23 protein-coding genes are annotated in these 22620 nt (G+C 58.8%); 8 read left to right on the forward strand and 15 right to left on the reverse strand.

The window, feature by feature from the left end; translation table 11 throughout:
• Positions 1 to 29 precede the first annotated feature (29 nt).
• A complete protein-coding gene (locus DFR49_RS02595; protein ID WP_051156913.1) occupies positions 30 to 341 on the reverse strand; it encodes an HU family DNA-binding protein in 312 nt (103 codons plus the stop codon).
• Positions 342 to 472: 131 nt separating this feature from the next.
• The gene (locus tag DFR49_RS02600; RefSeq protein ID WP_004211568.1) at positions 473 to 1198 is read right to left on the reverse strand and encodes a helix-turn-helix transcriptional regulator; all 726 of its coding nucleotides are present in this window, start codon (positions 1196 to 1198) and stop codon (positions 473 to 475) included.
• A gap of 324 nt (positions 1199 to 1522) precedes the next feature.
• On the opposite strand from DFR49_RS02600, the gene DFR49_RS02605 reads away from it, so the two are divergent.
• The 4 genes from DFR49_RS02605 (at position 1523) to DFR49_RS02620 (ending at position 4861) form a co-directional block, all read left to right on the forward strand.
• Positions 1523 to 2269: a cell envelope integrity TolA family protein gene (locus tag DFR49_RS02605; RefSeq protein ID WP_245968205.1), complete on the forward strand. Its 747-nt coding sequence runs from the start codon at positions 1523 to 1525 to the stop codon at positions 2267 to 2269.
• Between the two features lie 79 nt (positions 2270 to 2348).
• Positions 2349 to 2873 carry an RNA polymerase sigma factor gene (locus tag DFR49_RS02610; protein WP_245968206.1) on the forward strand — a complete coding sequence of 175 codons (525 nt, stop codon included), beginning with the start codon at positions 2349 to 2351 and terminating at the stop codon, positions 2871 to 2873.
• Positions 2874 to 2893: 20 nt separating this feature from the next.
• On the forward strand, positions 2894 to 3934 hold the full coding sequence (locus DFR49_RS02615; protein WP_004211562.1) for a FecR family protein: 1041 nt from the start codon (positions 2894 to 2896) through the stop codon (positions 3932 to 3934).
• A gap of 117 nt (positions 3935 to 4051) precedes the next feature.
• Positions 4052 to 4861, forward strand: coding sequence for a helix-turn-helix transcriptional regulator (locus tag DFR49_RS02620; protein WP_004211559.1), 810 nt, complete (start codon positions 4052 to 4054; stop codon positions 4859 to 4861).
• A gap of 43 nt (positions 4862 to 4904) precedes the next feature.
• Here the strand turns inward: DFR49_RS02620 and DFR49_RS02625 are convergent, their stop codons facing one another.
• The 3 genes from DFR49_RS02625 to DFR49_RS02635 all read right to left on the reverse strand — a co-directional run bounded on the left by DFR49_RS02625 (position 4905) and on the right by DFR49_RS02635 (position 6765).
• Entirely contained in the window at positions 4905 to 5738 is an 834-nt protein-coding gene (locus tag DFR49_RS02625; protein WP_051156912.1) for a 3-deoxy-manno-octulosonate cytidylyltransferase, read from the reverse strand.
• A complete protein-coding gene (locus DFR49_RS02630) occupies positions 5739 to 5987 on the reverse strand; it encodes a CBS domain-containing protein (protein WP_119034387.1) in 249 nt (82 codons plus the stop codon).
• 130 nt (positions 5988 to 6117) lie between these two features.
• Complete coding sequence (locus DFR49_RS02635) at positions 6118 to 6765, reverse strand: MarR family transcriptional regulator (RefSeq protein ID WP_157225216.1); 648 nt, start codon at positions 6763 to 6765, stop codon at positions 6118 to 6120.
• Positions 6766 to 6963: 198 nt separating this feature from the next.
• On the opposite strand from DFR49_RS02635, the gene DFR49_RS02640 reads away from it, so the two are divergent.
• Positions 6964 to 7758, forward strand: coding sequence for a prepilin peptidase (locus DFR49_RS02640; RefSeq protein WP_245968207.1), 795 nt, complete (start codon positions 6964 to 6966; stop codon positions 7756 to 7758).
• Positions 7759 to 7882: 124 nt separating this feature from the next.
• Here the strand turns inward: DFR49_RS02640 and DFR49_RS02645 are convergent, their stop codons facing one another.
• The 8 genes from DFR49_RS02645 to DFR49_RS02680 form a co-directional block, all read right to left on the reverse strand.
• A complete protein-coding gene (locus DFR49_RS02645) occupies positions 7883 to 8749 on the reverse strand; it encodes a TonB family protein (RefSeq protein WP_245968208.1) in 867 nt (288 codons plus the stop codon).
• Positions 8749 to 9165 (reverse strand): YbaN family protein, encoded by a 417-nt coding sequence (locus DFR49_RS02650; RefSeq protein ID WP_004211553.1) that lies wholly within the window; start codon positions 9163 to 9165, stop codon positions 8749 to 8751. The genes DFR49_RS02645 and DFR49_RS02650 overlap by 1 nt, the downstream gene beginning before the upstream one ends.
• Positions 9149 to 9751, reverse strand: coding sequence for a biliverdin-producing heme oxygenase (locus DFR49_RS02655; protein ID WP_004211552.1), 603 nt, complete (start codon positions 9749 to 9751; stop codon positions 9149 to 9151). The genes DFR49_RS02650 and DFR49_RS02655 overlap by 17 nt, the downstream gene beginning before the upstream one ends.
• A 312-nt stretch (positions 9752 to 10063) precedes the next feature.
• A complete protein-coding gene (locus tag DFR49_RS02660) occupies positions 10064 to 11527 on the reverse strand; it encodes a surface lipoprotein assembly modifier (RefSeq protein ID WP_245968209.1) in 1464 nt (487 codons plus the stop codon).
• A 126-nt stretch (positions 11528 to 11653) separates the two neighbouring features.
• Entirely contained in the window at positions 11654 to 12466 is an 813-nt protein-coding gene (locus DFR49_RS02665; protein ID WP_004211549.1) for a Slam-dependent surface lipoprotein, read from the reverse strand.
• Positions 12467 to 12579: 113 nt separating this feature from the next.
• Positions 12580 to 15714: a TonB-dependent receptor gene (locus DFR49_RS02670; protein WP_037491219.1), complete on the reverse strand. Its 3135-nt coding sequence runs from the start codon at positions 15712 to 15714 to the stop codon at positions 12580 to 12582.
• A 142-nt stretch (positions 15715 to 15856) separates the two neighbouring features.
• Positions 15857 to 16852, reverse strand: coding sequence for a FecR family protein (locus DFR49_RS02675; protein WP_004211543.1), 996 nt, complete (start codon positions 16850 to 16852; stop codon positions 15857 to 15859).
• Positions 16853 to 16944: 92 nt separating this feature from the next.
• On the reverse strand, positions 16945 to 17460 hold the full coding sequence (locus DFR49_RS02680) for a sigma-70 family RNA polymerase sigma factor (RefSeq protein WP_157225215.1): 516 nt from the start codon (positions 17458 to 17460) through the stop codon (positions 16945 to 16947).
• A gap of 786 nt (positions 17461 to 18246) precedes the next feature.
• On the opposite strand from DFR49_RS02680, the gene DFR49_RS02685 reads away from it, so the two are divergent.
• From DFR49_RS02685 to DFR49_RS21580, 3 genes are all read left to right on the forward strand, one after another.
• Positions 18247 to 19806, forward strand: coding sequence for an FAD/NAD(P)-binding protein (locus DFR49_RS02685; protein WP_004211539.1), 1560 nt, complete (start codon positions 18247 to 18249; stop codon positions 19804 to 19806).
• Complete coding sequence (locus tag DFR49_RS02690) at positions 19793 to 20638, forward strand: hypothetical protein (RefSeq protein ID WP_004211538.1); 846 nt, start codon at positions 19793 to 19795, stop codon at positions 20636 to 20638. Before DFR49_RS02685 ends, DFR49_RS02690 begins: the two co-directional genes overlap by 14 nt.
• Positions 20639 to 21034: 396 nt before the next feature.
• Entirely contained in the window at positions 21035 to 21406 is a 372-nt protein-coding gene (locus DFR49_RS21580; RefSeq protein ID WP_147373614.1) for a hypothetical protein, read from the forward strand.
• A gap of 67 nt (positions 21407 to 21473) precedes the next feature.
• On the opposite strand, the gene DFR49_RS02695 is transcribed toward DFR49_RS21580, so the two are convergent.
• Both DFR49_RS02695 and DFR49_RS02700 read right to left on the reverse strand, forming a co-directional pair.
• Positions 21474 to 22031 (reverse strand): lytic transglycosylase domain-containing protein, encoded by a 558-nt coding sequence (locus DFR49_RS02695; protein WP_004211536.1) that lies wholly within the window; start codon positions 22029 to 22031, stop codon positions 21474 to 21476.
• The gene (locus DFR49_RS02700) at positions 22028 to 22618 is read right to left on the reverse strand and encodes a restriction endonuclease (RefSeq protein WP_004211535.1); all 591 of its coding nucleotides are present in this window, start codon (positions 22616 to 22618) and stop codon (positions 22028 to 22030) included. Before DFR49_RS02700 ends, DFR49_RS02695 begins: the two co-directional genes overlap by 4 nt.
• Positions 22619 to 22620 lie beyond the last annotated feature (2 nt).

A 22620-nucleotide genomic window follows, 5' to 3' on the forward strand; every position in this document is an offset into this window, starting at 1 on the left:
CGTGTCGAACGAGGCACGACACAAACATGTCACCTGGGGTCGAGCTCAATAGGATCGCTTCTCTCCTCACCGAGCAGCAAATCCTTCATTGCCCTGCTGGCCCGGAATACCAGCTTCCGCGTTGGGCAAATCAATATCCTCTCGCCAGTACGCGGGTTGCGTCCTTCCCTGGCGCTGCACGATTTCACCGAGAAAATGCCGAAGCGGTTGATCGAGACAGCCTCGCCGCGGATAGCAGCGTCTCCGATCGTGGCGAAGACGGCCTCAACCGCACGAAACGCCTCAGCGCGAGTAAGATAGCTTCTCACGGCAACGCGCTCGATCAGTTCGTCTTTATTCATAGCTGGGATCGCGCCTTGCCGGTCAGGATCAGAAGTTGGGCGACGACGGCCGATAAACAAAAAGCCTGAATACGCCCGACAGGATCCGGGCGTTTCCGCACCGCCCGCCTGTAACGTTCCCGTCGTCCTCCTCAGCTCGCCGGCTCAGAGTGCTCGAGGCCAGATGGGTCGCACTGCAAGAGACCTCGGCTTACGGCAATTGCAACCGCATTGACCTTGTTGGCCCCACCCAGTTTCTTCACGACCCTGTGTAAGTAAACTTCAGCCGTCCGGGTCGACATATGAAGCGTTTTGCCGATCTTCGGCACAGTCATTCCCAGGGCCGCCAGCCTCAGGCATTCCATTTCCCGACGGGTCGGCGCTTCAATGTGCGCGACACGCAATACCGTGAGCGCCGCCGCATGAATGTCTGTGGCCGCCCATGACAGGGCGGGACCATGGTCTTTCACCGTTTTACGCACCGCATCGAGCCCAACCCCGATAAGCGCAACAAGGCCTGGACCATTGGGATGATCCTGGACCGGAATTGCAATGCCGACATGTGGCGTGTCTAGCTTGTGCGCAAACCTGATCTCACTGCTAGACCAGGTGAAAGGACGGCGTGCCGCCAATGCCTTGATAACCAGACTGCTGTCCGCAAGGAGGTTCACATACTGGCGCTCTGCGTTGGCGCTCGATGCAATGGCGCGAACAGCACTGCCCCGAGAATGGCCAAAATGCAGATACAGGCCGCTATACAGCCCATAGGTATCCGCCAGGTTGAGGAGCGACGCTCCGATGCCAGCCTTCTTGGCCTCGACACCGGGCTTCGCCTTGATGGGGCTATCAGGGCGCTCGAAGGGGAGAATATCCGCCATGACGATGCTCGTTCAGCTTACGCCAAGGCGTGAATCACCACGCTTGCTTCGCTGAGCTAGCTCACAATTGCTTGCTGAAAAAGCAACCGCCGATCGGAGGTCGGGCAGAATTTCTCTTTTCTGACCGAAAGTATATTCGCCAATTCGGACAAGATTTTCAGCCAGATTCTTGGCGCAACCTATTCCATATCGACCTATTTCTGCCGTTAGCATAGATGAGCCGCCTTTGCCCCGATGACTATAGGCAGCCCTTTACCCCAACCATTCGGCACATTTGCTAGGGGAATCCCTAGCGGGATTCCGACACTCATGAGGCATGTCATATTGCAGACGGAAAAAGACGTCTATGAAGCCGCCAACCCGCCTTTCAATTTATGCGAGTCCGCCATGTCCAGCCCCGCCCGAATCGATGTCCTGGGTATCCTGGTTTCGTGCCTGGGACATGCAGCCGTGCTGGGTGGCCTTATCGCGGCTAACTCCAACTCGCCTAAGCCCTCGAAACCAAGTCCGCAACGTGAAACAGCCATGATGGTCGATTTCATTGAATTAAGCGGAAATGGCGAATCGGATCGCTCGGCGAACCGTCCGACCTCAACGCCGTCCGAATTGTCTACCGGCCATGATGCCCGAACGCCCATTGCGGCTGCCGCGCCCAAAGAATCCGCTTTGGGAACCATCGCCAGATCGGCGCCCTCCAATAGCGATCGAGCCGCATCAAGGCCCGCAGATGGCGGCGGCATCGAGTCCGCCATCGATACCGCAGAACTCAATGAATACCAGCGTCTGCTCTACGAGATCGTTGCGCGCCACAGCCGCTATCCCGGAGAGGCAAAACAGCTTCGTCTAGCCGGAATCACCGCTCTGGCATTTCGGCTCGACAGAAACGGCAACGTCCTGGAAAGCTGGGTACATCGGAGTTCAGGATCCGCGATGCTCGACAACGCGGCGCTGGCCGCACTTGAGCGATCAAGGCCCCTTCCCCCCATCCCTGCCTCGCTACCTGCCCGCATGGATTTCGTGATCGAGATCGATTCGTCTCTACAGCAAGTCGCTTTCCGGACGGCGAATTGAAGGGGGCGGCTATTATATATCAGCTTAAGATATTGTATCGAGGATCTATTCCGTGACCTCGTCCCCGCGCGAGGCTCTCTTGTCGCTGTTCGTGACGGCATATCCGGAATTGAAGCGCCGACTGACCGGTCGGCTTGGCTCGACGGAGAAAGCGCAGGAAGCGCTACACGATACCTATTTGCGGCTACATCGAGCAGAGATCTCGGATGAAGTGCGAAATCCGATTTCGTATCTGCTGACCATCGCGCTGAACACCGCGAGGAACAGCCAGCGAGCCGAGATGAAACACCTCTCCACCGCAGATATCGATCGCCTGATAGATATACCGGACGAAAACCCCGATCAGGACCGTACGGCTCAAGGCCGGTCGGAGCTTGCGGCCGTCGAGCGGGCATTGCAGGAACTGCCGCCCCGTCGCCAGGCCATTTTCAGGCGATTCTGGGTGGAATCGGCAACTTACAAGGAACTGGCTTTGGAATACAGCTTGTCAGAACGCTCAATTCGGAACGAACTGCTGCTGGCGAGCAGGCACCTTCACCAGGTGACAGAAGATTTTTCGGTGGCGGCTTTGCAAGAACAGCTAGCCAGAGTGTCCTCTAGATAAGGGAGCGCAAGCATGTCTCGATGCAAAGCGCTCATGATCTCGCAACTGGTTGGCTGTTCAGGATGAGTGGAAGGACGACATGGACCGATGAAGAGCTGGCGCTCCTCCGCCTGGAGGGGCTCGAGCATCTCAATCATCTGCTCTCCGGCAATGCTACGGAGGCGGACGCAGCTGACCTGATTGCGTGGCGGGGCCAAAGTCCGGCTCACGAGTTGGCTTTTCGATCGGCCGTCAGGTTGCGCCGGGTCGTGCGCGTTGCCGAAGGTGTCGAGGCACCCGAAACCATCGGAATTGTCAGCAATGTCGCCAGCCTCAACGCTCAAAGAGAAAAAAAGAAGCATTCAAGGCGCGCCTTTCTGGGTGGCGCCATGGCCGCGTCCGTTGCAGGCGGGCTGTTGCTCGTCGGACGCTCGTTCGACATGATGCCATCGTTCGCCGAACTGAACGCCAAATACCGAACCGGCACCGGCGAACGCCTTGTGGTGCGCCTCGACGATGGCGCTACGGTCGAACTCAATACCCGCACCAGCATCAATCTCCGCAGCGATCTTGCCATGCCAGCTGTTGAACTGATCAGCGGCGAGGCGGTTGTCACGAGTGGTCGATCGGGAACCGCCGCGCTGGTTGCCGGCAGAGGCACAAGCATCGGCAAAAACGGGCAGTTCAGCGCTCGGCGCACCGAAGATGAGATTTGCATCACCTGTTTATCTGGCGAGGTTGAGGTGGCATGGAACGGTGAGCTTCGCCGATTAGCTGCCTCTCAGGAGGTCCGGTACGATGACCGTGGCATCGGCGCCGTAACCGCACAGGCCAATACGACGGTTCTCACCGCCTGGCGAAACGGCACGCTGATATTCCAGGAGATGCCGATGCGAGAGGTGATCCAGGAGATAAACCGTTACCGCAAGGGTCGGGTGATTCTGGCAAGCGGCGCCTTGGGCGGGCGCCGGCTCAATGGGACCTACAATATCGATCGACTGGATGAGTTCTTCGACCAGGCGGAACTGGTGGTAGGCGCGAAGGTGACGCGCCTACCGGGAGACGTGGTCGTTTTGAGTTGAAGTAAGGCCATTATTACTGTTTCATGACGACGAGTCATTGAAATGTAACATATTTTTCTTGCCAGATTTCTCTCCCGGCGTGTCCTTTAAGTAGGAGCAGCTCCCCGGGGGTCTTTGATGTTCACCAACAAGCTGGCCAGCAATCGCGGCCACGATGCAAAGACCGTGGTTGAAGCGAGCACGCTGTTCCTGCGCCCAGGGAACGCCAACCATCCTGATATTCTTGCAACTTTGAAAGCCAGCCGATCGCTTTCGCGTCTTCGAGACTGGCTGCTGGATTATGCGCGTCTGCTTGGTTTTTACGGCGCGCGCTACATCCATGTTGGAAATTTCTGGACCAACGAGCCCGATTCCAGCCCGCATCATCCGCTACGCTTTCTGACAACCTCGCCTCGGGATGCGGATGATGCGGACGATTGGCTCGTCCGTGATCCATGCGCCGCGCAGGTACGCACCGCTATCGCGCCCTTTGCCTATTCGACACGTACCAAGGCTGGTCTTGATCCCATCCAACGGATCTGGCTGGAAAATGAGCGAGCCCGCGGCGTGTCTGCCGGCATTATCATTCCCGTTCAGGACAGTATCCAGGGACCTGCCTACATCAGCCTGTTCGGGAACGATGAGACTGGCTCGCGCGACATGGCCGAACGTTGCGGGCCGGACCTGGCATTCGCCGCGGCGCATTTCCACGCGAAGGCAAAGCAGTTTGTTCCCCTCGCAGATTGGGTCCCTCGCCTCTCTGCCCGAGAGCAACAGGTGCTGCGTCTGGCTTCGATGGGATACACCTACGCACAAAGTGGAGAAGCGCTCGGCCTATCCGAGAAGGCGATCGATTACCATCTTCGGAATGCGTCGGACAAGCTGGGAGCGCAATCCAAGCTGCGGGCTGTTGTCCTGGCTTTCGCGCACGGACTTGCGACAGTGTGAAGCGGTGGCAACGGAAAGCGACCCGAGAACAAATCAGGATACTTCAGTGCAGGTGGCGCTCCACTAAGGCAGCTTCGACAGACACGAGATCGGATGGGCAGTCGACCTCCCATACCCCGCCGGGCGGTGTACCGACTTCGATCATACGGATCGGTATTCCTGCGTCCAGGAAGCGTAGTTGCTCCAGGCCTTCGGTTTCCTCGAAGACGGACGGCTCGAGGCCCGGATAGTGCATGAGAGCATCACGGCGATATCCGAAAACGCCAACATGGAGATAGACGGGCGGGCGGGCCATGCGCTCGGGTACGAACGGAATGATGCTCCGGGAAAAGTAGAGCGCGTCGAAATTTCTGTCGAAGACGACTGTGGTCGCACGGGAGCGTCCCGCCGTCTCATCAACACGAAGACAATCCGCTGCCACCGGAGAGCAGCGAACCATTGTGGTCGCCACCTCTACGCAAGGCGCGTCATGCATGGTTTGAATCAATGCCTCAACCGCCAATGGCGGAGTGAGTGGTGCGTCGCCCTGGAAGTTCACAATGAGATCGGATTTGATGTCGGCCGCCAACACCGCCTCTGTACACCGCTCGGTTCCGTTGCGGCAATCAGACGAGGTCATTACGACCCGCGCACCGAACTGCTCCGCGGCATCCCGAATGCGAATATCATCGGTGGCGATCCAAATCTCGTCGACGCCATCTACGCGGTTCGCGGCCTCCCAGCTTCGCAGCAGCAAGCTCTTCGGCGCGCCCGACACACCTCGCAGTTCTGCAAGGGATTTCCCAGGAAATCGTGTCGACCCGAAACGTGCAGGTATGATGATCGCGACTCCGCGATCCTCACACGTGAATTCCTTGCCCCCGACTACGCGCAACATTCAGGCAACCCCATGACGCAAGACATCGTGAATGTGAACAAGCCCGACCACTTGCCCGCCGATCAAGTCCGCCAGCACAAGCAACGAGGTGATCCGGGACTGCGACATAGCACCAAAGGCATCGCGCGCCAGAGCGCCGGATACAAGGGGGCGCGACTGACGGCCCACTGCCATGACCGAGGCGGAATCATCCTCTATCGCACGGGTCACGGACATGATCGCACGTTCCTTTTCCTCGGCCAGCACCACACAAGCATCATAGCCATGAGGCACGCTAATCGATCAGCGAGACCATCAAGCTAGGAGAATCCACAGTCAGTTATGGATTATTTGGGTAGCGCTTCCCGAGAATCCCGGGAGATCGGCGCGAGCCGGCTTTTCACAAACCCGCAGTGGGTTTCTGCCGATTGAATAGTTCAAACCAGTCCTTCATCGCGGAGGCCGCTTCGTCAGATAATGCGACATATACGCGACGCTTGTCGTTCTCGTCAGCTCTACGGACAAGTATCCCCTTCTCCGTCAGGTTCTTGATCCAGCGCAGCGCAGTTGTAGCGGGAACAGACGCGGCCATGCAGAGGCTGGAAGTCAGAATCTCGGTCCCGCGCAGGCGTGCTTCCATCAGATCAAGCATCATATCCCAGGCGGGTTCTGCGAACAGATTGTCTTCGAAAAACTCGGTTCGCGCCCGTCGCATACGCAATATGAACTGAATTTCGCTCACAATGCCCGCTTGGACTTCAGAATCTGAGCGTGTCAGGTCGGATTTCTCGGCGGGCATGTCCAGGGTATGGACAGACAAATTTCCATCCACTGGGACGGATCCAAGGCCGCAAGCCGGTGCTATCTCCGGTACGACGAAACTCCCCGAAACGAAAATCTGCTCGTTCAGCGAATCGTGCGCCGGAAAAATCCGGGCATCCGGACAACTACAAGCTGGCGCGATGTCCAAGGGCAAAACGCCGCCCTCCACCGCCGATAAGTGGATGGTCAACATCGTATCTCGGCCAGCGTCCAGCGGCGCTGCCATGCGTGGGGCCGACACAACGAGGAGGCCTGTTTCGCTTATGCACATACGCACACACCATTCCCAGTTGAGCGATTCACCCTCACCGTAAGAGCAGCCGATGCATTGACGGAAGTCAAATACTTCTGAAGAAAATCAACAGAGAGTCCCACACCGCAAGCATTTCTGTCACGCGCATGTAATATAGAATCAACCACACGAGTGATCAGAGAAACGAAGCTGCCCTACCTGATGATCGACCTTGCACCAGATCTCCGACTGATCGCCGCGCTTGGCCTTGTCGGAGCTCTCGTTGGAAGCTTCATCGCCGCGGCGGTAATACGCTGGGGCACCGGACAACCCATCGTTGTGGACCGCTCGCGTTGCGATCACTGCGCCCGCGTCCTGTCCCCCGCCGAACTCATTCCGCTGCTCAGCGCGATTATCTCTCGGTTTCGATGCCGGACATGCAACGCGCCAATCGACGCGTTGCATTGGCAGATAGAGACGGCCGCATGTCTTGTCGGCATTCTCGCAGGAATGGTCGCCTCCGGCACGCCCGCAGTCGCAGGCGCCATATTCGGATGGCAACTCCTTGCGCTCGGTTCGATCGATCTGCGCCACTTCATCCTGCCCAATCTCCTGACGGCGGGCCTTGCCATCACCGGTCTTGCAGCGAGCCTCGTCGGTGCCGGGGTTGGCACGAACGAGAGCCTTGTCGGTGGCCTTGCCGGTTTCCTATCCCTCTGGCTGGTAAAACATGGCTATCGGCGGCTGCGTGGCCGAGATGGACTGGGCGGCGGCGACCCCAAGCTATTCGGCGGGATCGGCTGTTGGCTGGGTTGGCAGACACTGCCTCACATATTGCTAGGAGCCAGCCTGATCGGCCTGATTGCTGCCGTGGCCATCTTCAGAGATGGAGAGGAGCCGCTTTCAAGCCGAAGGTTACCATTTGGCACCTGCCTGGCAGTTGGCGGTTTCACCGTCTGGATCGCCTTCCAAATGGGCCGAATTTGACTGCAAACGTGCAGTCTCAGAACCTCTTGGCCGTCCGCGAGCCATCTGGATAATAGTTCTTTGCCAAGGAGCTCCGGCGCGTGTCTCAATTAATGAAGCCTGAAAGCTCTTTGCCGACCTTCCATCACCGTAGATAGAATTCCACGGGAATTGTAAGCTCAACAATATCGGGCCTTCCTGCCGGAATCGCGGGAAGAGGCTGGGCGCGCTGGAGCGTATCAAGCGCGGCTCGGTCGAGATCGAATGAACCGGATTTCTTGAAGATCGAGCCGGTCAGCACCTGTCCTTCGCGGTTCATCGTGAAGCGGAGGAAAGCAGTTCCCTGCTGACGCGCCGCGCGCGCTCGAGGAGGATAGCGGCGGAAGCGCTCAAGATGAGCGAGAATCTGCCCTTCCCAATTGGGCTGCGCATCGTTGGATAGGCGGCTTGCAGCTGGTGCGGCGATGCTCTTGGGCGCGGTCGTTTCAGGAACAGGAGGACCGGGATCGGCCACTTCCTTGACCGGCTCCCGTTTGTCACTTGTCATCACCGACGGAAAGGGAAGCTGAATCAGCGGCGCCGGAACCAGTATGTCGGGCTTCGGCTCGGGGCGACGCTGCTCCTGTCGTTCGACCTGCTGAGGGCCGGGAGCGACCTCTTGCACGGGTTCAGGGGGTGCGGCGAGTGGCGCAAGATTCACCACCACGAGCCGCTCCGTGCTTGTCGCGGCGACATGCGCGACCGTTCTCCAGGTAAATAACGCAGCTCCCAGTATCAAGGCGAAGATCAGCGCCGTGCCGCCTGCGCCGAACATCCGCGACTGCCAACTCATCGGCTGATCGCAATAGCGCGTGCCTGGCGTCCATGTAGCGGCTACGGGCGAAAAGGACCTCGGAGGGTTATCCTCTGTCTTACGGTAGTCGAAGGACCTCATCACCATTTGGTCGCTCAGATAGGTTCCATCCTGAGCGTCGGAATTATGGTCCAGTTTAAGTTGTGTGGCCTGTGTCATTATCGGCTTTCGGGCGCGGGACGGGTAACGATCCATGCTACACAGGCCGCCATCACGGCTGCGACGGTCACCCCAAGGCCAAGCGCCGGCTTCGCGCCGATCCAGAACAGCGCATAGCCGATAGCGATACCGATGCAGGCCGCACGCTTGCCGGCGCGCGGGATTGCCCTTTCGGCCCTCCACGCGAGTAGTGTCGGGCCGAAGCGGGGATGATCCAGAAGCCAGGTTTCGAGCCGCGGTGACGACCGTGCGAAACAGCCTGCGGCGAGGATCATGAAGATCGTCGTCGGCAACAGCGGCACGAAGGCGCCGATGAGGCCCAGCCCAACGCACAGCAGGCCCAAAAACAGCCAGCCCGTACGTATGAACCGGCTCCCCGGTCCCCGCTTCTTCAAAATGTCAGGCGCTGCGCGCATCGACCAGCGACTGGACGCGGGCGAAGGCCGCGAGCGCGCCCTGCCCCGCCCGTTCTTCCTCTTGGGGAGTCAATTCGAGCGCATCGAGCGACGCGGTGAAAGTGCGCCAGTGTGGTGCCGGCCCTTCAGCAGCGGGCGCGAGATGGCGCGCGCCATGCGTATCGGACAGGCCGAGTTTTGCGGCTTCCTTTCGGAGCAGCGCTGCGCCCATGTTCGATCCTTCTGCGACATATAGCCATCCCAGCGCCATGGGCAGGTCTATCGCGTCGGCAGTGAAGACAGGATCGCTTCCCTCCGGAGCATCGAAGCCCAGATCGGCGAGGTCAGCAGCCACGAGGGCGAGTCTCCGTCGTACGGACAAATCGGGAAACAGGGCCTGCAACCGGGCATCCTCGTACAGCGCCGCGACGTCGCGGTGGAAGAGATACTGCACCGCGAGGAAACGGCCATATTTTTCCAGATCGGCAAAGGAGGCTGCCGACATGATCGATCGATCCACGCCTTCATGTGTGGCGCTGGTCAGTGCCTTCAGCCGCTTCGCGCGACTTAGCTCCTCAATGGGCCGCTCGGATGTGGTCACGGTCATAGGCAATCCCTTTTCTGTGTTGTTGTCGCATGAAAGCCATGCGGGGGTGACGGTGGTCTCTGGGCCGCCACCCCCTTTGGATCGTCCCCCAGTGAGGGAGTGAAACTCTGCCTGGAGGACGAAAACTGCCGCGGATCGCGGATGGCTATGTGAGTTTCAGGGGAAATGGTCGTGGATCGATCATCGCCCCCTCCACCCGCTTCGCCGCGTGGGGGGACTGGCGGCGACAGAAGCGAAGATGCGAGTGTTTCGGCACGGCAAGGACCGGAGCATCGGCCTTCTGCGCGATTGGGGCAAATTGCCCTGGAATGACTAGAAGGCATAGCCGAGCCTCACGCTCGCGGTGGTGCGCTTGTAGGAAAAGAGCCAGTCGATGTTGCTTTTGACCTGATTGTGCTGGACCACGATCTCGGGTGTCAGCCCCGCGAATCTCAGCGCTGGGAAACGTGCGATGGCCGTCGCGTTGAACTGGTCTTCGCGGCGTTTGGCGTCGAACAAAGCGCTAAAGCCGCGATGCTCGCGATGGCGATAGGAGCCGAGCAAAAGGATGCTCGCGTCGCTTCCAAAAGTCTTGTTTATGCCGAAACGCGCACCGAACTGGCGATAGGAGTCTGTTGGGCTGGGTGTGTCTTTGTCGGTAAAGTCAGGACCTCCAAACAAGGTCCAATCCTGCGACGGGGCGTACCAGACCGTCAGATTGACGTCCACCATCGGCCCTGTTTGGGAACTGGAACCTGGAAGGCGATAGCGAAAATCCCGGTAATTCGCTTCAAGGCGCAATAGGACGTTGCGTGAGGCCGTATGCTGCCACTCCGCATTGGCGCCCCAGGCTTCATACAGAACAGATGATCCGAGCGTGCCGAGGTCGAATGAGGGCGACAGGCCGAGAGTGTTGCGGCCAGTCTGATATTGATATCCCAACCGAGTTATAAACACGCCTTGAGAAAAATCATGATGGTCAGGGTAGATTTCCCCGAACAGAATAGCGCGGCCGCGTAGGCCATGATGACCGGACAGTGGAAGATATCGGCTGAGCGCCCCTTCAACGTTGATGCCTGTACCCTTTATCGCGTCGGGCACTTTCCGATCGACCACACACGTCCCATCATCGGTCGCCAGCAGACATGTGTAGCTTTCCGATGATTGGTTGATGTTGGTGCTGTAGATCGGGCCTATCGCCAGATTGCCTTGCCAGCCTCGCCGGTGGCGCAGAGCATTTAAGAAGGCATCGATCGTTACGATCACGCCTGATGCCTTGTCGCCGTCGACCACGAGCAGCGCACGCGCGCTTTCAAAAGTCTGGCGTGCTTCGCGGTCCTTGCGATTCTCGAACAGAACGCGCGCCAGTTCGAGCTGGCCCGATGCAAAGCCCGGGTCCAGCACCAACATTTCACGATAGAAGCCTTCAGCCTCGTCTAGCTTTCCGTCCTGGCGCGCGACTGCCCCGTTTGCAAAGAGCATGAGCATCGGATCACGATCAGGAAAATTTTCGTAAGCTTTGAGGAAACGGCGAGCGTCTCCCCATTGCCGTCGAGAAACTGCGATGTGCAGCGCTTGGCCCATCTCATCGACATTGTTGCCGACAGCGTAGGTCTTTCCGTCGATGACGAGCGAGGAAGGGGCATCGAGCCCTTCGTCCACCTCGTTGAGCGAACGCTCCTCTTGTGCCGCTCGCTGTCGATCGAGCTGTTGATCGAGGCGCAGCCGCGTGTCCTGCCCGCTGTCAATTTGCGCGAGCGCAGTAGCTGGCGTACCTGCCATGATGAGCAGGAGCAAACCGAGGGGGGCGTTTGGTCGGGGCAGGAGTGACCCAAAAATCATGCTTGGCAGACATCCAGCGCAGGAAGGAGAAACCGGAACCCGCCGCGTGGGCGGGTTCCGGCCAATGTTGCTCGGACAGATTTAGAACTTGTGTCCTGCGAACGCGGTGTCGAGGTTGCGCTCGCCACTGACGGTCGCGATCCCAGCGAGAGCGGCCGCATTGGAGCCGAAGAATTCGCCGCTGACGGCGGCGGAACGCAACGTGCTTCCGTTCGGTGTGATCGAGGCCGAACCACCGAATGCAGTGCCGAAATCGGCACCGCTGATCCCCACGTTCGTCAGGACGACCGTCTGGTGACCAACCAGCGTTCCGCTGAGGCTGCCGCCATTGCTGCCGTTGAACGTAGCGGTAAACGTGGCTCCCCCGGTGCCCGTGGTATTGAGGACAGCCGGGTTGGCGGCATAGTTGTTGATACCCACCACGCTATAGGTGGCCGTCGCAGCAGCGATCGGCGTGGTCACGTCGGTCTTGTCGGCACCGGCATAATAGACGGTGTGATCGCCGGCGGTCGCAACACCGGTCTGCGACCATTCACCGAAATAGAGGTTGGCATGGTTCGCTCGTGCGAAGTCGAAGCGGCCGTATCTCGAATGATCGGTAATCGTTCCGGTGGGGTTGTTGACGGTGGTCACGGTATAAGCCGAAGGGGGAACGAACCCCTGAAGGCCCTGGAAGTCGACAAACCGTTGAGGTGTAGAGGTGCCGAGATTTGGCACCCAGATTCCGACCCGGCCAGACACGTGCGGTCCGCCATTTACGGTGCTGTCGCCGAGTTCGACGTTGGCTGGGTCGCTTGTTCCGGAACCGTTGACGACCTGCGCTTGCGCGACCCCCGCCAGAGAGGCGGAGAGCGCCATCGCCCCAACTACTGCTTTGAGATGTACGAACTTCATTATACTTCTCCTGCGATCGAAGCACCTGACGATCAGGTGCCTTCATCCAGGGTCGCCGCTGTCATCCCGCTTTGCTCAAATTGGTGGATGCGGTGGCGGCCCTGAATCCCTTGTCAGAACCTCCCCGTCAGGCTCAGGCGCACCGTCCGTCCCGGAGCAGGCATCATCGAGCGTGAGAGAGGGTCCATATAATAGCGGTCGTTGAGGTTCGTGCCCGCCAGTTCGGCGCTGAACCGCTCATTGATCCGGAAGCGTGCATAAGCGTCGAACGTGATGATCTCGCCCCAGGTGTAGGGGATGTTGAGCGAACATTCTGCGACGCAGGTTGTGCCGGTGGTCCATTCCCCGATCGGGTCCGGATTGTCGTAGGCGCTGTACCAGATCAGCCGGCCTCCCACCTCAAGGCGACGATCAAAGAAGCGGCCGCCAATATTCCAATTCACGCTCGTTTCCGGCGTGGCCTGCGTCAGGAGGAAGCTGCTGACAAAGCCATATTTAACGCAATCCGGCACCCGATAGCCTCTGGCGGTGTCTATCGTTGCGGCCGTGCTTTCATCGCAGACCTGATTCTTGGTCATGTGACCGGCATTGATATCAGTGAAGAAACGGCCATTGTCGAAGCGCGCCTGCAACTCGAACCCGGCGATCGTCTGCCTGTCGATATTGCTGAAAAACAGGCCGCTGCTGCGTTCGATCACGTCATGCGTGGTGTTGTGATACCAGGTCAGTTTGATGTCGGCATGCTGGCCCTCGCCTCGCAAACCGAACAGCGGGCGCAAATCCTGGATGAACGCGGCTTCCCATGATTTCATGCGTTCGGGTTTTAGTTCCCGCAGTGGATCGATCGAAGCGGAGAAACCGATCGTGCTTTCAAACATGCTCGGCCACCGCAGAGCTTCGGCATAGCGGACATAGGCGCGGCTGTTGTCGCTCAGATAGAGTGTCGCCGATGCGCTGGGCACCCACCCATGACCCGATTTGCGCTCGGCTTCGGTGACATTTATGAGTATGTTTCTGCCGCGAGCAATGCAGGTCCCCTCGATATAATTCGGGATGCTGTCGAGAAACCCATTGATGCAGATATTGTCTGCACGGCGGTATTTTCCATCGGCGTTAGGCACCCAGTCCGCGCCTGCATGAGTCCAAGTGAAGGTCCGGGGGTTGGCCCGAAAGACTGCAACCGTTTGCGCTACCGTCGATTCCAACAGCGCCCCTGTACGGCCTCGGCTGCTCCAATATTCTCTTTGAAATGCTTCATAAGCTTCGACGGTGGATTCTGTAGTCCCGTATTGGGTTTGGTTCATTCTGGAGGTATAGACAGGGACGGAGCCGCCGCTCGCTTCTATCAGCTTGGGCAGGAAATCGTCCTGCGCCCAATAGCCCGTATAGGCGAGGCCGGCATTGAGCTTGAGGAAACTGACCGGCTTCCACTCCCCGCTCAGATTGATGCGATAATCCTCACGCCGCCCTTCGCGTGGATAGGCCCGCCCTACCGCCTGCCTGTAAAGCAGGTAATCATCGTCCGAGCGTAATTTCTCATGCTGCCAGTTTGCGTCCAGAAGGATGCTGAGGTTGGATGATAGGTTGAATTGGTTGCTTGCGCTGAAACCGAAACGATCATTATGCGAATTGGCGAGCGCGCTGTTCATGATGATCGGGTCAGCGGGCGAGGCAACATTGGGAAAGCCGCCTGCACTGTAGGTATTACTCACAGTATCCGTCAGCCACGCCGTCGCCTTGAAGTCGATAAAGCGGCTTTCCGGTTGCCACCTATACTCCGCGTTCCATGCCTGAGCGTGAACCTTGCTCTCGGGCCACTGGATATTACCGAACGTGTAGCCATTGCCTGTTGTCATGATCCGCGAGGGCATGATCTCGCCGAACCTCGAGCGCGTATCGCGAAAGCCGATTTGCAGCGCATGGTCATCGGCGATGTTCCACTTCGCCTTGAGCATGATGGATTCCAGCTCGCTTGACGTATTCGGAACCTCGTTGCCGGGCTCGTAATGACGGCCCAGCAGACGAACATAAGTGGCCGCATTAAGCGTGAGATTTTCCTGCTGATAATAGTCAGCCTCATGCTTGCCGGCAAAATAGTTGCCGCGTTCGCGGAAGGCATAGGCCCCGAACAGCTCTAAATCCCCGACACGGCCCGCCGCCGCAATCCGGATCGCACGATCGCCGAAGGAAAAGGCTTCATTGTCGTCTGCGGTCCGCAACGTCACCCGGAGCGAAGGGTCGCCATAGGGAGCACTGGCTAAGTAACCAGATGGAAAACCCGGGATGTCGCGATGGTCCAGGCTTGTCAGCAGCGTCGGCCAGCGTGGATTGGTCGAATTATTTCCGCCTTCAAGCTTCAATTCGATCCCGAAATTCCTGCCGGGTTCGAGAATGTCGGCAGCATCAAGCGTGTTGACGACTACCGCGCCGCCCGTCGATCCGTTGACGCCGCGTGTAGACACCGGCCCCTTGAGCACCTGGACGCCGGAAATCAGGCTTGGATCGATGTAGCTGCGATTGCCAGCGCCATTATAACCCTTCCAGACGGTCAACGCCTGCTCCGTGCCGTCGATGATGACGGGCACACGCCCCGGCCCTTGGACACCGCGGATGCTAGGATCGATCGCGCCGCCGTTACGGGCGTCGCCGCTGAACACATTGACCATGCCCTTCAGCACATCGGCTGTGTTGGTGCCACGATAGCGCTCGACTTCCTCACGGCTCGCGAAGGTTGTGGAAATGTCCTGATCGTAAATGGCGTCCTTGCGGCGTTCATCGCGCTCCGCGCCGGTTTCTCCGGCGATGGTGGAAGCGCCGGACTGCGACCCCTCAACACGAAGCGGGCCGAGATTGACCGTGCCTTGCGCGTCCTGACTGGCCTGCGCCACCTGAGGTGAGGGCGTGAGGGTGACAAATCCATTCTCGAGCCGCCAGGTCAGGCCTGTACCGGTGAGAAGGCGGCTGAGGGCGGAGGCATTGGACATGCGGCCCGACACGCCCGGTGAGGAAAGGTCGCGAATGCTGTCAGCGTCGACGTTGACCTGCATGCCCGATTGCCGCCCGAAATCGGCCAGCGCTTCGCTGAGCGTGCGAGCGGGGATATTGAAATCGCTGGCTGTGGCTTCGCCGCTTGTCTGGGCCATCACCGCATGCGGCGCAGCAAGCCCCATTATCGCAGCGGATGCCATCAGCGAAATGGCGACAACCCGGCCCTTTTTATTCCTGAAATTCGAAACCCCCGAAAGCACTATGATACACCCTTCCTCGTTTGGCGGGCCATCTGCAATTGAGAAGCAGTTGCATGAAGCCCCTACTAGTAAGAACAATCGAGGCGAGGGATTTTCCGAAAAAATGTGCAATGGGCGGCGAAAAAATTTCGCAGGCCTTTGATTATTCGGCTGAAATCACCGTGATCCAGGGCGTCAAATTGCGCACCGAAATATCATGAGATTGCGCCAGCGCCTGCAGCACCTTGTCAGCCTGGCGCACGTCATATGCACCGGTGACGCGCCGTGTATCCAAGCCATCGCCATAGGTGAGGATCAGCCCGCTGTGCCAAGGCTTCAGCGCCTCGATCACTTCGCGAACGGGTCTATCGCTGGCAATGACCTGATGGTCGGTCCATGCCGCAATCCGAAGAGGATCGACCTTTTTTCGCAGCGCACTGCTCTCCTCACATGTGAGGTCGAGCGCATCGCCGACGGTAAGCTTCTCCGCCCGTTCGGGCTGGTCGGAACAGGCAACGCGAACCGTGCCATTGCGCACCGCGACAGAGACTTGCCGATGGCCTGATGTCACTTCGAAGGCCGTACCAAGAACCGTGGTGGTCGTGTCCGCCGCGACAACCCGGAACGGGTGATCACGATCCGGCGCCACCTCAAACCATGCTCTGCCCTTCAGGAGCTGAACCTTTCGCTCGCCACCTTTGTTCACATCGAAAGCGACAGCGCTCTGAGGGGCCAGGATCATCGTGCTGCCGTCAGCAAGCGAGATCGATCGTAGCTCCGCTGTTCCGGAGGTCGCATCGGCGCGCAGATTCACGAACATGCCGGGAGCCACGACGATCGCGAGGCACGCGGCCGCAGCAATTGCTGCGATCCCCGCGCGCTGCCGCTTCGTTGATCTAGCGAACGGGAGGATGGAGAAATTCTTCTTACGCCACCGGCTCGCATGGACCGGTGGCGAGGTGCGGATCACATGGGTTATGCGCTGCGTCTCCGCCCAGGCGTCCTTGTTAAGGGAAGCTTCGTCGAGCCACGCGGCAAATTGAGCGCGCAAAGCCTGATCATCAGGATCTTCCTGAAGCAGGATAGCCCATTCTGAAGCCGCGCGATTGGCACGGCGACGATCGGCTTCCATCGAATCTGTATTGCGCCCGGCGCTCATGCTGTCCCTTCTTGACGGAAGAGCATCGTATCGGCCCTCCCCTACTTAACTAAACAATCGAGTGGCGCATTTTTCCGGAAGCGACGCAAAAATCATCCGGGAGAACGATCCGCAATCTCCCGGCATCGCTCGATACCCTCAAGCACGAGAGCATGTGCGGTAGATGTCGAAACCCCCAGAAACGCGGCAATGTCCTTCAGTTTCTCCCCGCCGATCCGGTGCATCTCGACCGCGATCCGCATGTTTTCCGGGAGGCTCCGGAGCGCGGAAGTTATTCTCGCATATTCGTCCCGCGATATCGCTGCGACTTCAGGGTCCGGCTGGTCGGACAAAATGCTGACTATCTCTGTATCGCCACCCGCTTCGAATATCCGCGCCTCGATCCGTTTGCGTCGGGAGCCGTTCAGCGCAAGATTGCGCACCGTCATGCGCAGATAGGCCATCGCCTCGTCGGCAGGCAGCCTCGCCGTCCCCGTGTTGCTTCTAAGCCAGGCTTCCTGCACCACGTCTTCCGCATCTGCTTCGTCGCCTGTAATCCTCTTTGCGTAGCGTATCAGCGATGCACGGTGTGAGAGGAAGAGCTTTAGAGCGGCTTGGCCATCCGGCACTCCCATTTTCCTTTCTCACCGCTAGACCATGACCTCGCTCATCGCATTACACTTATTGAGAATAAATCGCAAGTAGCAGCAGTCCATAAAACACCATCCAACGCCATGAAGCGCAACTTAAACGGCGATTTCGGGTAGAGTCCGTCCTTGCAAAATCCGTGATATGACAGAATCAATCGAAACCATTCCTAGTATCTCTCCGAACATCTATAATATTATGGATTCATTATTCCAGGACATACATTGACCTTGCGAAACACGACATCCAAGTTTTGACACTTTTTTTCCAATGCCATTCATGAGATTGAATTGCATCGATGCTATGTCAATGACACCACATATTCCTGTGGTCGCAAAATTGTGTCGCATCCGGAGGGAGTTTGCGAAACCAATAGCGTCGAAAGCGGTATGGTAGTCAGCATAGTGATGGTTCCGATACCCCAGCCAGCTATCATGCTCCCTATAATGAAAGCGACCATTGCATATGATTTGACCAGCCGACCCGCAGGCCTTCTCCGGATACATCAGAAGCCAAACGATGCCCGACAATGCCATCAGCATGGCCATGGTGAACTTGAAGGATAGCCCCCACCTCTCCTTCAACCTACCTCCTTCCTCCCGCGCTTTCAGGCTCAGTCTCGGAATTTTCGACCGTCGGCGAGCAATCTGGATGATAATTCTTTGCCAAGATTGCTCCGGCGCGTGTCCCACTTAATGAGGCCTGAAAGTTCTTTGCTGAAGGCCTGACGTCTGCGGGCACCACGCTCTTCAAATGCAAGGACATTCATGGGGGACAACGAGCACGATAAGCGGGCGTGGGCGGTTTATTGCGCTTGCCGGATTTCCGACACGCTCTACGCGATGAATCCCTTCCTCACACAGCAAAATTTCTACTCCCAGCAGCTACGCGCCCTTGCGCTCGTGTCCGTTATCGCCGGGAAGCGACTTCTGCCCGGCCGGCGAAACGTTTGCATCGTGGGCGCCGGTGTTGGAGGCAGAACGCTCGCAGCCGGCTTTACGAGTGTCGGGGCAAGCGTCAGGCTGATTGAAGCCCGAACGACGCCGTTCGAGCAATATCGGGACGCTACCCATCGGGAGCTTCATCCGAACATCATATTCTGGCCGAAACAGCAACCAACGCCGGCGACCGCCCTGCCCTTTCTGAACTGGGCGCAGTCTCAGGCTGATATGGTAGTCGAGGACATCCTCGATGAATGGCAACGCGGCTTTGGCCCAAAGGTCGATCTGGTCCACGACAAAGTCATCCGGCTGCATCAAACTGCCAGTGGCGTTTTGCTCGAACTGCAGAGTGGTGCAAATGTCGAGGCGGATATCGCCGTCCTCGCCACGGGCTTCAAGACAGAGCGCAGTTTGGGCCCGCTGAAATCGCCGAGCTACTGGTCGCCCAACGCCATTGCCGATGATGGGCAGGCCGTTCTTGTCAGCGGCACGGGTGATGGTGGTCTCATCGACGTGCTCTCCCCCATATTGGGCACCAAGGTCACGCGCGCCGCCCATATGCTGGCTGTCGCATTGACGGATAGCGAAGTCAGACACGATATCCTGGAAGTCGAGGCCGAACGCGCGCTGCATCGGATCGCGGGAACGGGCGACAGCACTGACCCATGCGAGTTCTATCGCAAGGTGGTTTTCAGCCACGAGACACAGGGGAAGTTGTCATCGTTTGCCGGAGCGCAAGACCGTCCCTCCAATCGTAAGATCACGCTCCTGTACCGGTCGACCAGCCCCTATTCATTCACCGCTGCCCCTATAAACAAGCTGCTGCTCGCCTACTTCAGCAACGGAACAAGGCGATATGTGACAGCCGTCAAAGGGAAGCTCGAAGTCGAGGAGGATCAATGCAAGATGATACCCGACAACGACATCTGCGCGCCCGTTGATCCTCCATCTGAATTCGATCGCGTCATCGTTCGCCATGGCGCAGAGCCGGCGGCGGCCGACCTGTTGACCGCCACGGAGCTCGCCGGGCTTCGGGATAAGGCGATCGAGCATTCCGCCGCAGCCGATGTGAGCGACTACGACAGGGACGTGTTTCGCTGGACGAACGACGGCATGGGAAAGTCGGGCGTTTCTCTTGAAACTCTGCCGCGAATGGTACGAAAGACGTTACTCCATATCGGCCGGGCCTATGGGCTGGATTTCCAGACCACTATCATTGTGGACGACTGCTTTACCAACGGCCGTCCGATCAAGGTTGTCCTTGATGCCGAGGATAGACGCAAAGCTGAACAGTTGCGCCTGTTCCCGCTCCGTGTAGGCCCGGCGTCTGTCCAGGTCGCTCCCGTCAACATCCATCGCAACAGGCCTCCCAATGACGAAGCGTAGCGGTCTTTCAGAACCTAGCCGGGTCGCCAACAACGCTCTCCGGCTTGGCACCATCATCAAGATCGGCATCGTCGGAGACGGCGATGCTCGCATGATGATTTCCGCCATTTTCACACGCGAAGACTGTGAGGATGATAGTCTCTATCTTCTTCTGACGGCGCACTCGCATCTGCTGCCGAGCGCCGAGGAAGTCTCTTGCACATTGATCCGGGGCCCTGGGAAACAGCGGCTCGCGCTGGGTGCGATGGTCCCACCTGATAGAGTCCTGGGTCCAGAGAGTTCCAAGCTCGGCTTCCACGTCCTTCGCCTCGATGCGACCCCGCTATTCGAGAAACCCAGAGAGACCGCCAAACCCCTCGCGACAGTCCGCAACTTCCGTGAGGGGATCTGGAGCGATGGCCTGTTTCATGTTCGACGATTGAACGATCCCACCTGGACGGATCCCGATTTCAGGGATGACGTCGGCGGAGGCTCAAGTCGAACGAACCGCCAACTGTCGAGGCCGGTAATCAATCGTAAGGGGCGGGTCGCTGGTGACCTGGACGAGGTTCGCATCCCCGATCTCGGCACGACGCTCTCCTATTCCTACTGCGGCCTCGTCACCCGCGGCCGCAATCGCCCGCTCGCAGAACCTCAGGCGCTGGGCGCGCCAGTCATTTCCGAATCCGGCGCGCTGTCCGCGATCATCGTTGGCGCGGCCGATCAGGAAACGCTCGTCTTCCCGGTGGAGGAGCTGCGTAGAGGCCGGCCGATCGAGTTCGTAACGCTTGGAGAGGATTGGCCAAAGGTTAAAATCGCCAGTTCAACCCGTTCTGTGAACAATTCTAGCTGAAGGCGCTTTTCACCCCGCCTTTCATGCGCTGACGCTTGCGTCTGCAAATAGGCGACCATTGAGGAACGCATCTGCTCTTGCTTCAGCACAGCTCAACGTCCCTCAGATCAAGCCACCCCATCGATGCAATCAGCGTCAGGTCTCGAGCCGGCCCATCCGGCGCGAAGATCCTGAGAACTCCCAACCGTCTTGCCCGTGCAACATCGCTCCCCTAATTGTCTGACAGTCGACCAGAGACAGGGGGTTGTATAAAGGGAAACCACCTTGTCCTGCGTTACGCCTGCCTTCCCCGCTCCTCTCACTCCCGAGTCCATAATTGTTGATGCCGCGCGCTGTTGGCGAGAAGCGGTCGACCGGCATCGCCCAATCCTGCCAACGCTGTTCGCAAGACTCGAAGTGAGCGACGCCGGCATTCTGGCTCCCGCTATTGCAGCCTTGCTGTCGCTTCTCGAAGTTTGGTCTGGCCGCCGTTTTCGGGCTGCGCACGAAAGCGCTGCAGCTCTTACCGACGACGAGCACGTGCTTCTTGAACTTTTGGAGACTGCTAGCCCACCCCCTTCCCCGCATGTCTCGCAACCAAGCCTGACGAAGCTGCTTCAGATCGCGCTTCGTTCGACACGTATCCTGCTGCAGGGTGTGCTTGGTCGGGACCTGGAAACGAACGAAAGCTCCCTAGGAGATCCGGCATTCTTGCTTGGCTGTTCCACAGCCGAAGTCGGGCCGTTACCCGAAATGCGCGAAGAGGATATAGCTCAAGGCCGCGTCTGATTGGCGGTCCTGCTCCCAACCGAATGTAGATTTCATCGCAACCAGACGCCGCCCATCGCCGTCCACCCTACCTCCTTCCCCCCGCGCTTTCGGGCTCAAACACGTTTGGGCCAAACCTGGCGCGCATGTGACCGGCCACCTTTTCTGCATAGGCCAGTTGCCTCCAGGCTGTAGGACTATGGTAGACGCCGACCGCTTTCCAATAATTGCCGGTCGATCTCAGCCCGGACAGGAAGATCCAGCGCGCCGCTTCGGCATTGAAGCACGCATCGTATCGCAACCAATGCCGGACATGATATTCGGGCTTGCCGACCAGCCGGGCAATGCGCGGCACCCACCAACTGTTGATTTGCAACGGCCCCAGATCATGGGTGCCATTGGTATTGGCAACCTCAGCCCCCAACCAGCCGGCTTCTTGCTCGCGCAGGCCCCAGAGCGTCTTCTCAAGCCACCCATGGCCGCGTGAGGCGATACGGATGCAGCGGGCAATCTCCAGTGCCTCACCGGAAGAACCCCGCTTTGCCGATGCGGGAGCGGAGATGAGCGCTCCGCAGACCATCGCCAATATCGCAATCGCCAGTTTGGGACGCGGTGGGCGGCCGACGCAGAAGTTAAGCATCCTCATAGTGGTGCCCGATCGCGCAATCCGGAACGGTCATTTCCAACGCTGTGAAGCGGTGGGAAACCGCCGGGCTGGAAAGGCGCTCCCGTCAGCAGGGCGAGCAATCGCTGCCCCGACACGATCTCAATCCCGTCGGCACCAAGGGCAACCGTCCGGCTGACCCCACCGGTGCGGCCAGTGTGGATGAACATACCCCGTCGCCTTCTGGTGGCGCAGAGCATGGCGAAGTCACGGACATGCTCTGGACGGATGGTTTCGCGATAGCGTTTCGCCTGGATCAGCCAGCGCTCACCATCAATGACAACTTCACCATCGACGCCGCCATCGCCGGTGTAGCGGTGATTGCGGATCACGCGATGTCCACGTTGCTCGAAGGCTTCGAGCAACAATTCCTCGAACGCCAGCGGGTCCATCGCCCGAAGCCGAGCATAATGCAGCCCGGCTGGCTGGTCACGATCGGGACCACGCAACTGCTCGCACATGGTTCGCGCCTGACGCCGGCGCCAGCGATGGCGAATGGGGATACGGTAGCGCCTGAGCAGAAATGCCAGTAACAGAGCGAAAAGCATCGCGAGCAGGATAAATTCCATGG

Source organism: Hephaestia caeni, from assembly GCF_003550065.1.
Lineage (GTDB): Bacteria > Pseudomonadota > Alphaproteobacteria > Sphingomonadales > Sphingomonadaceae > Sphingomonas > Sphingomonas caeni_A.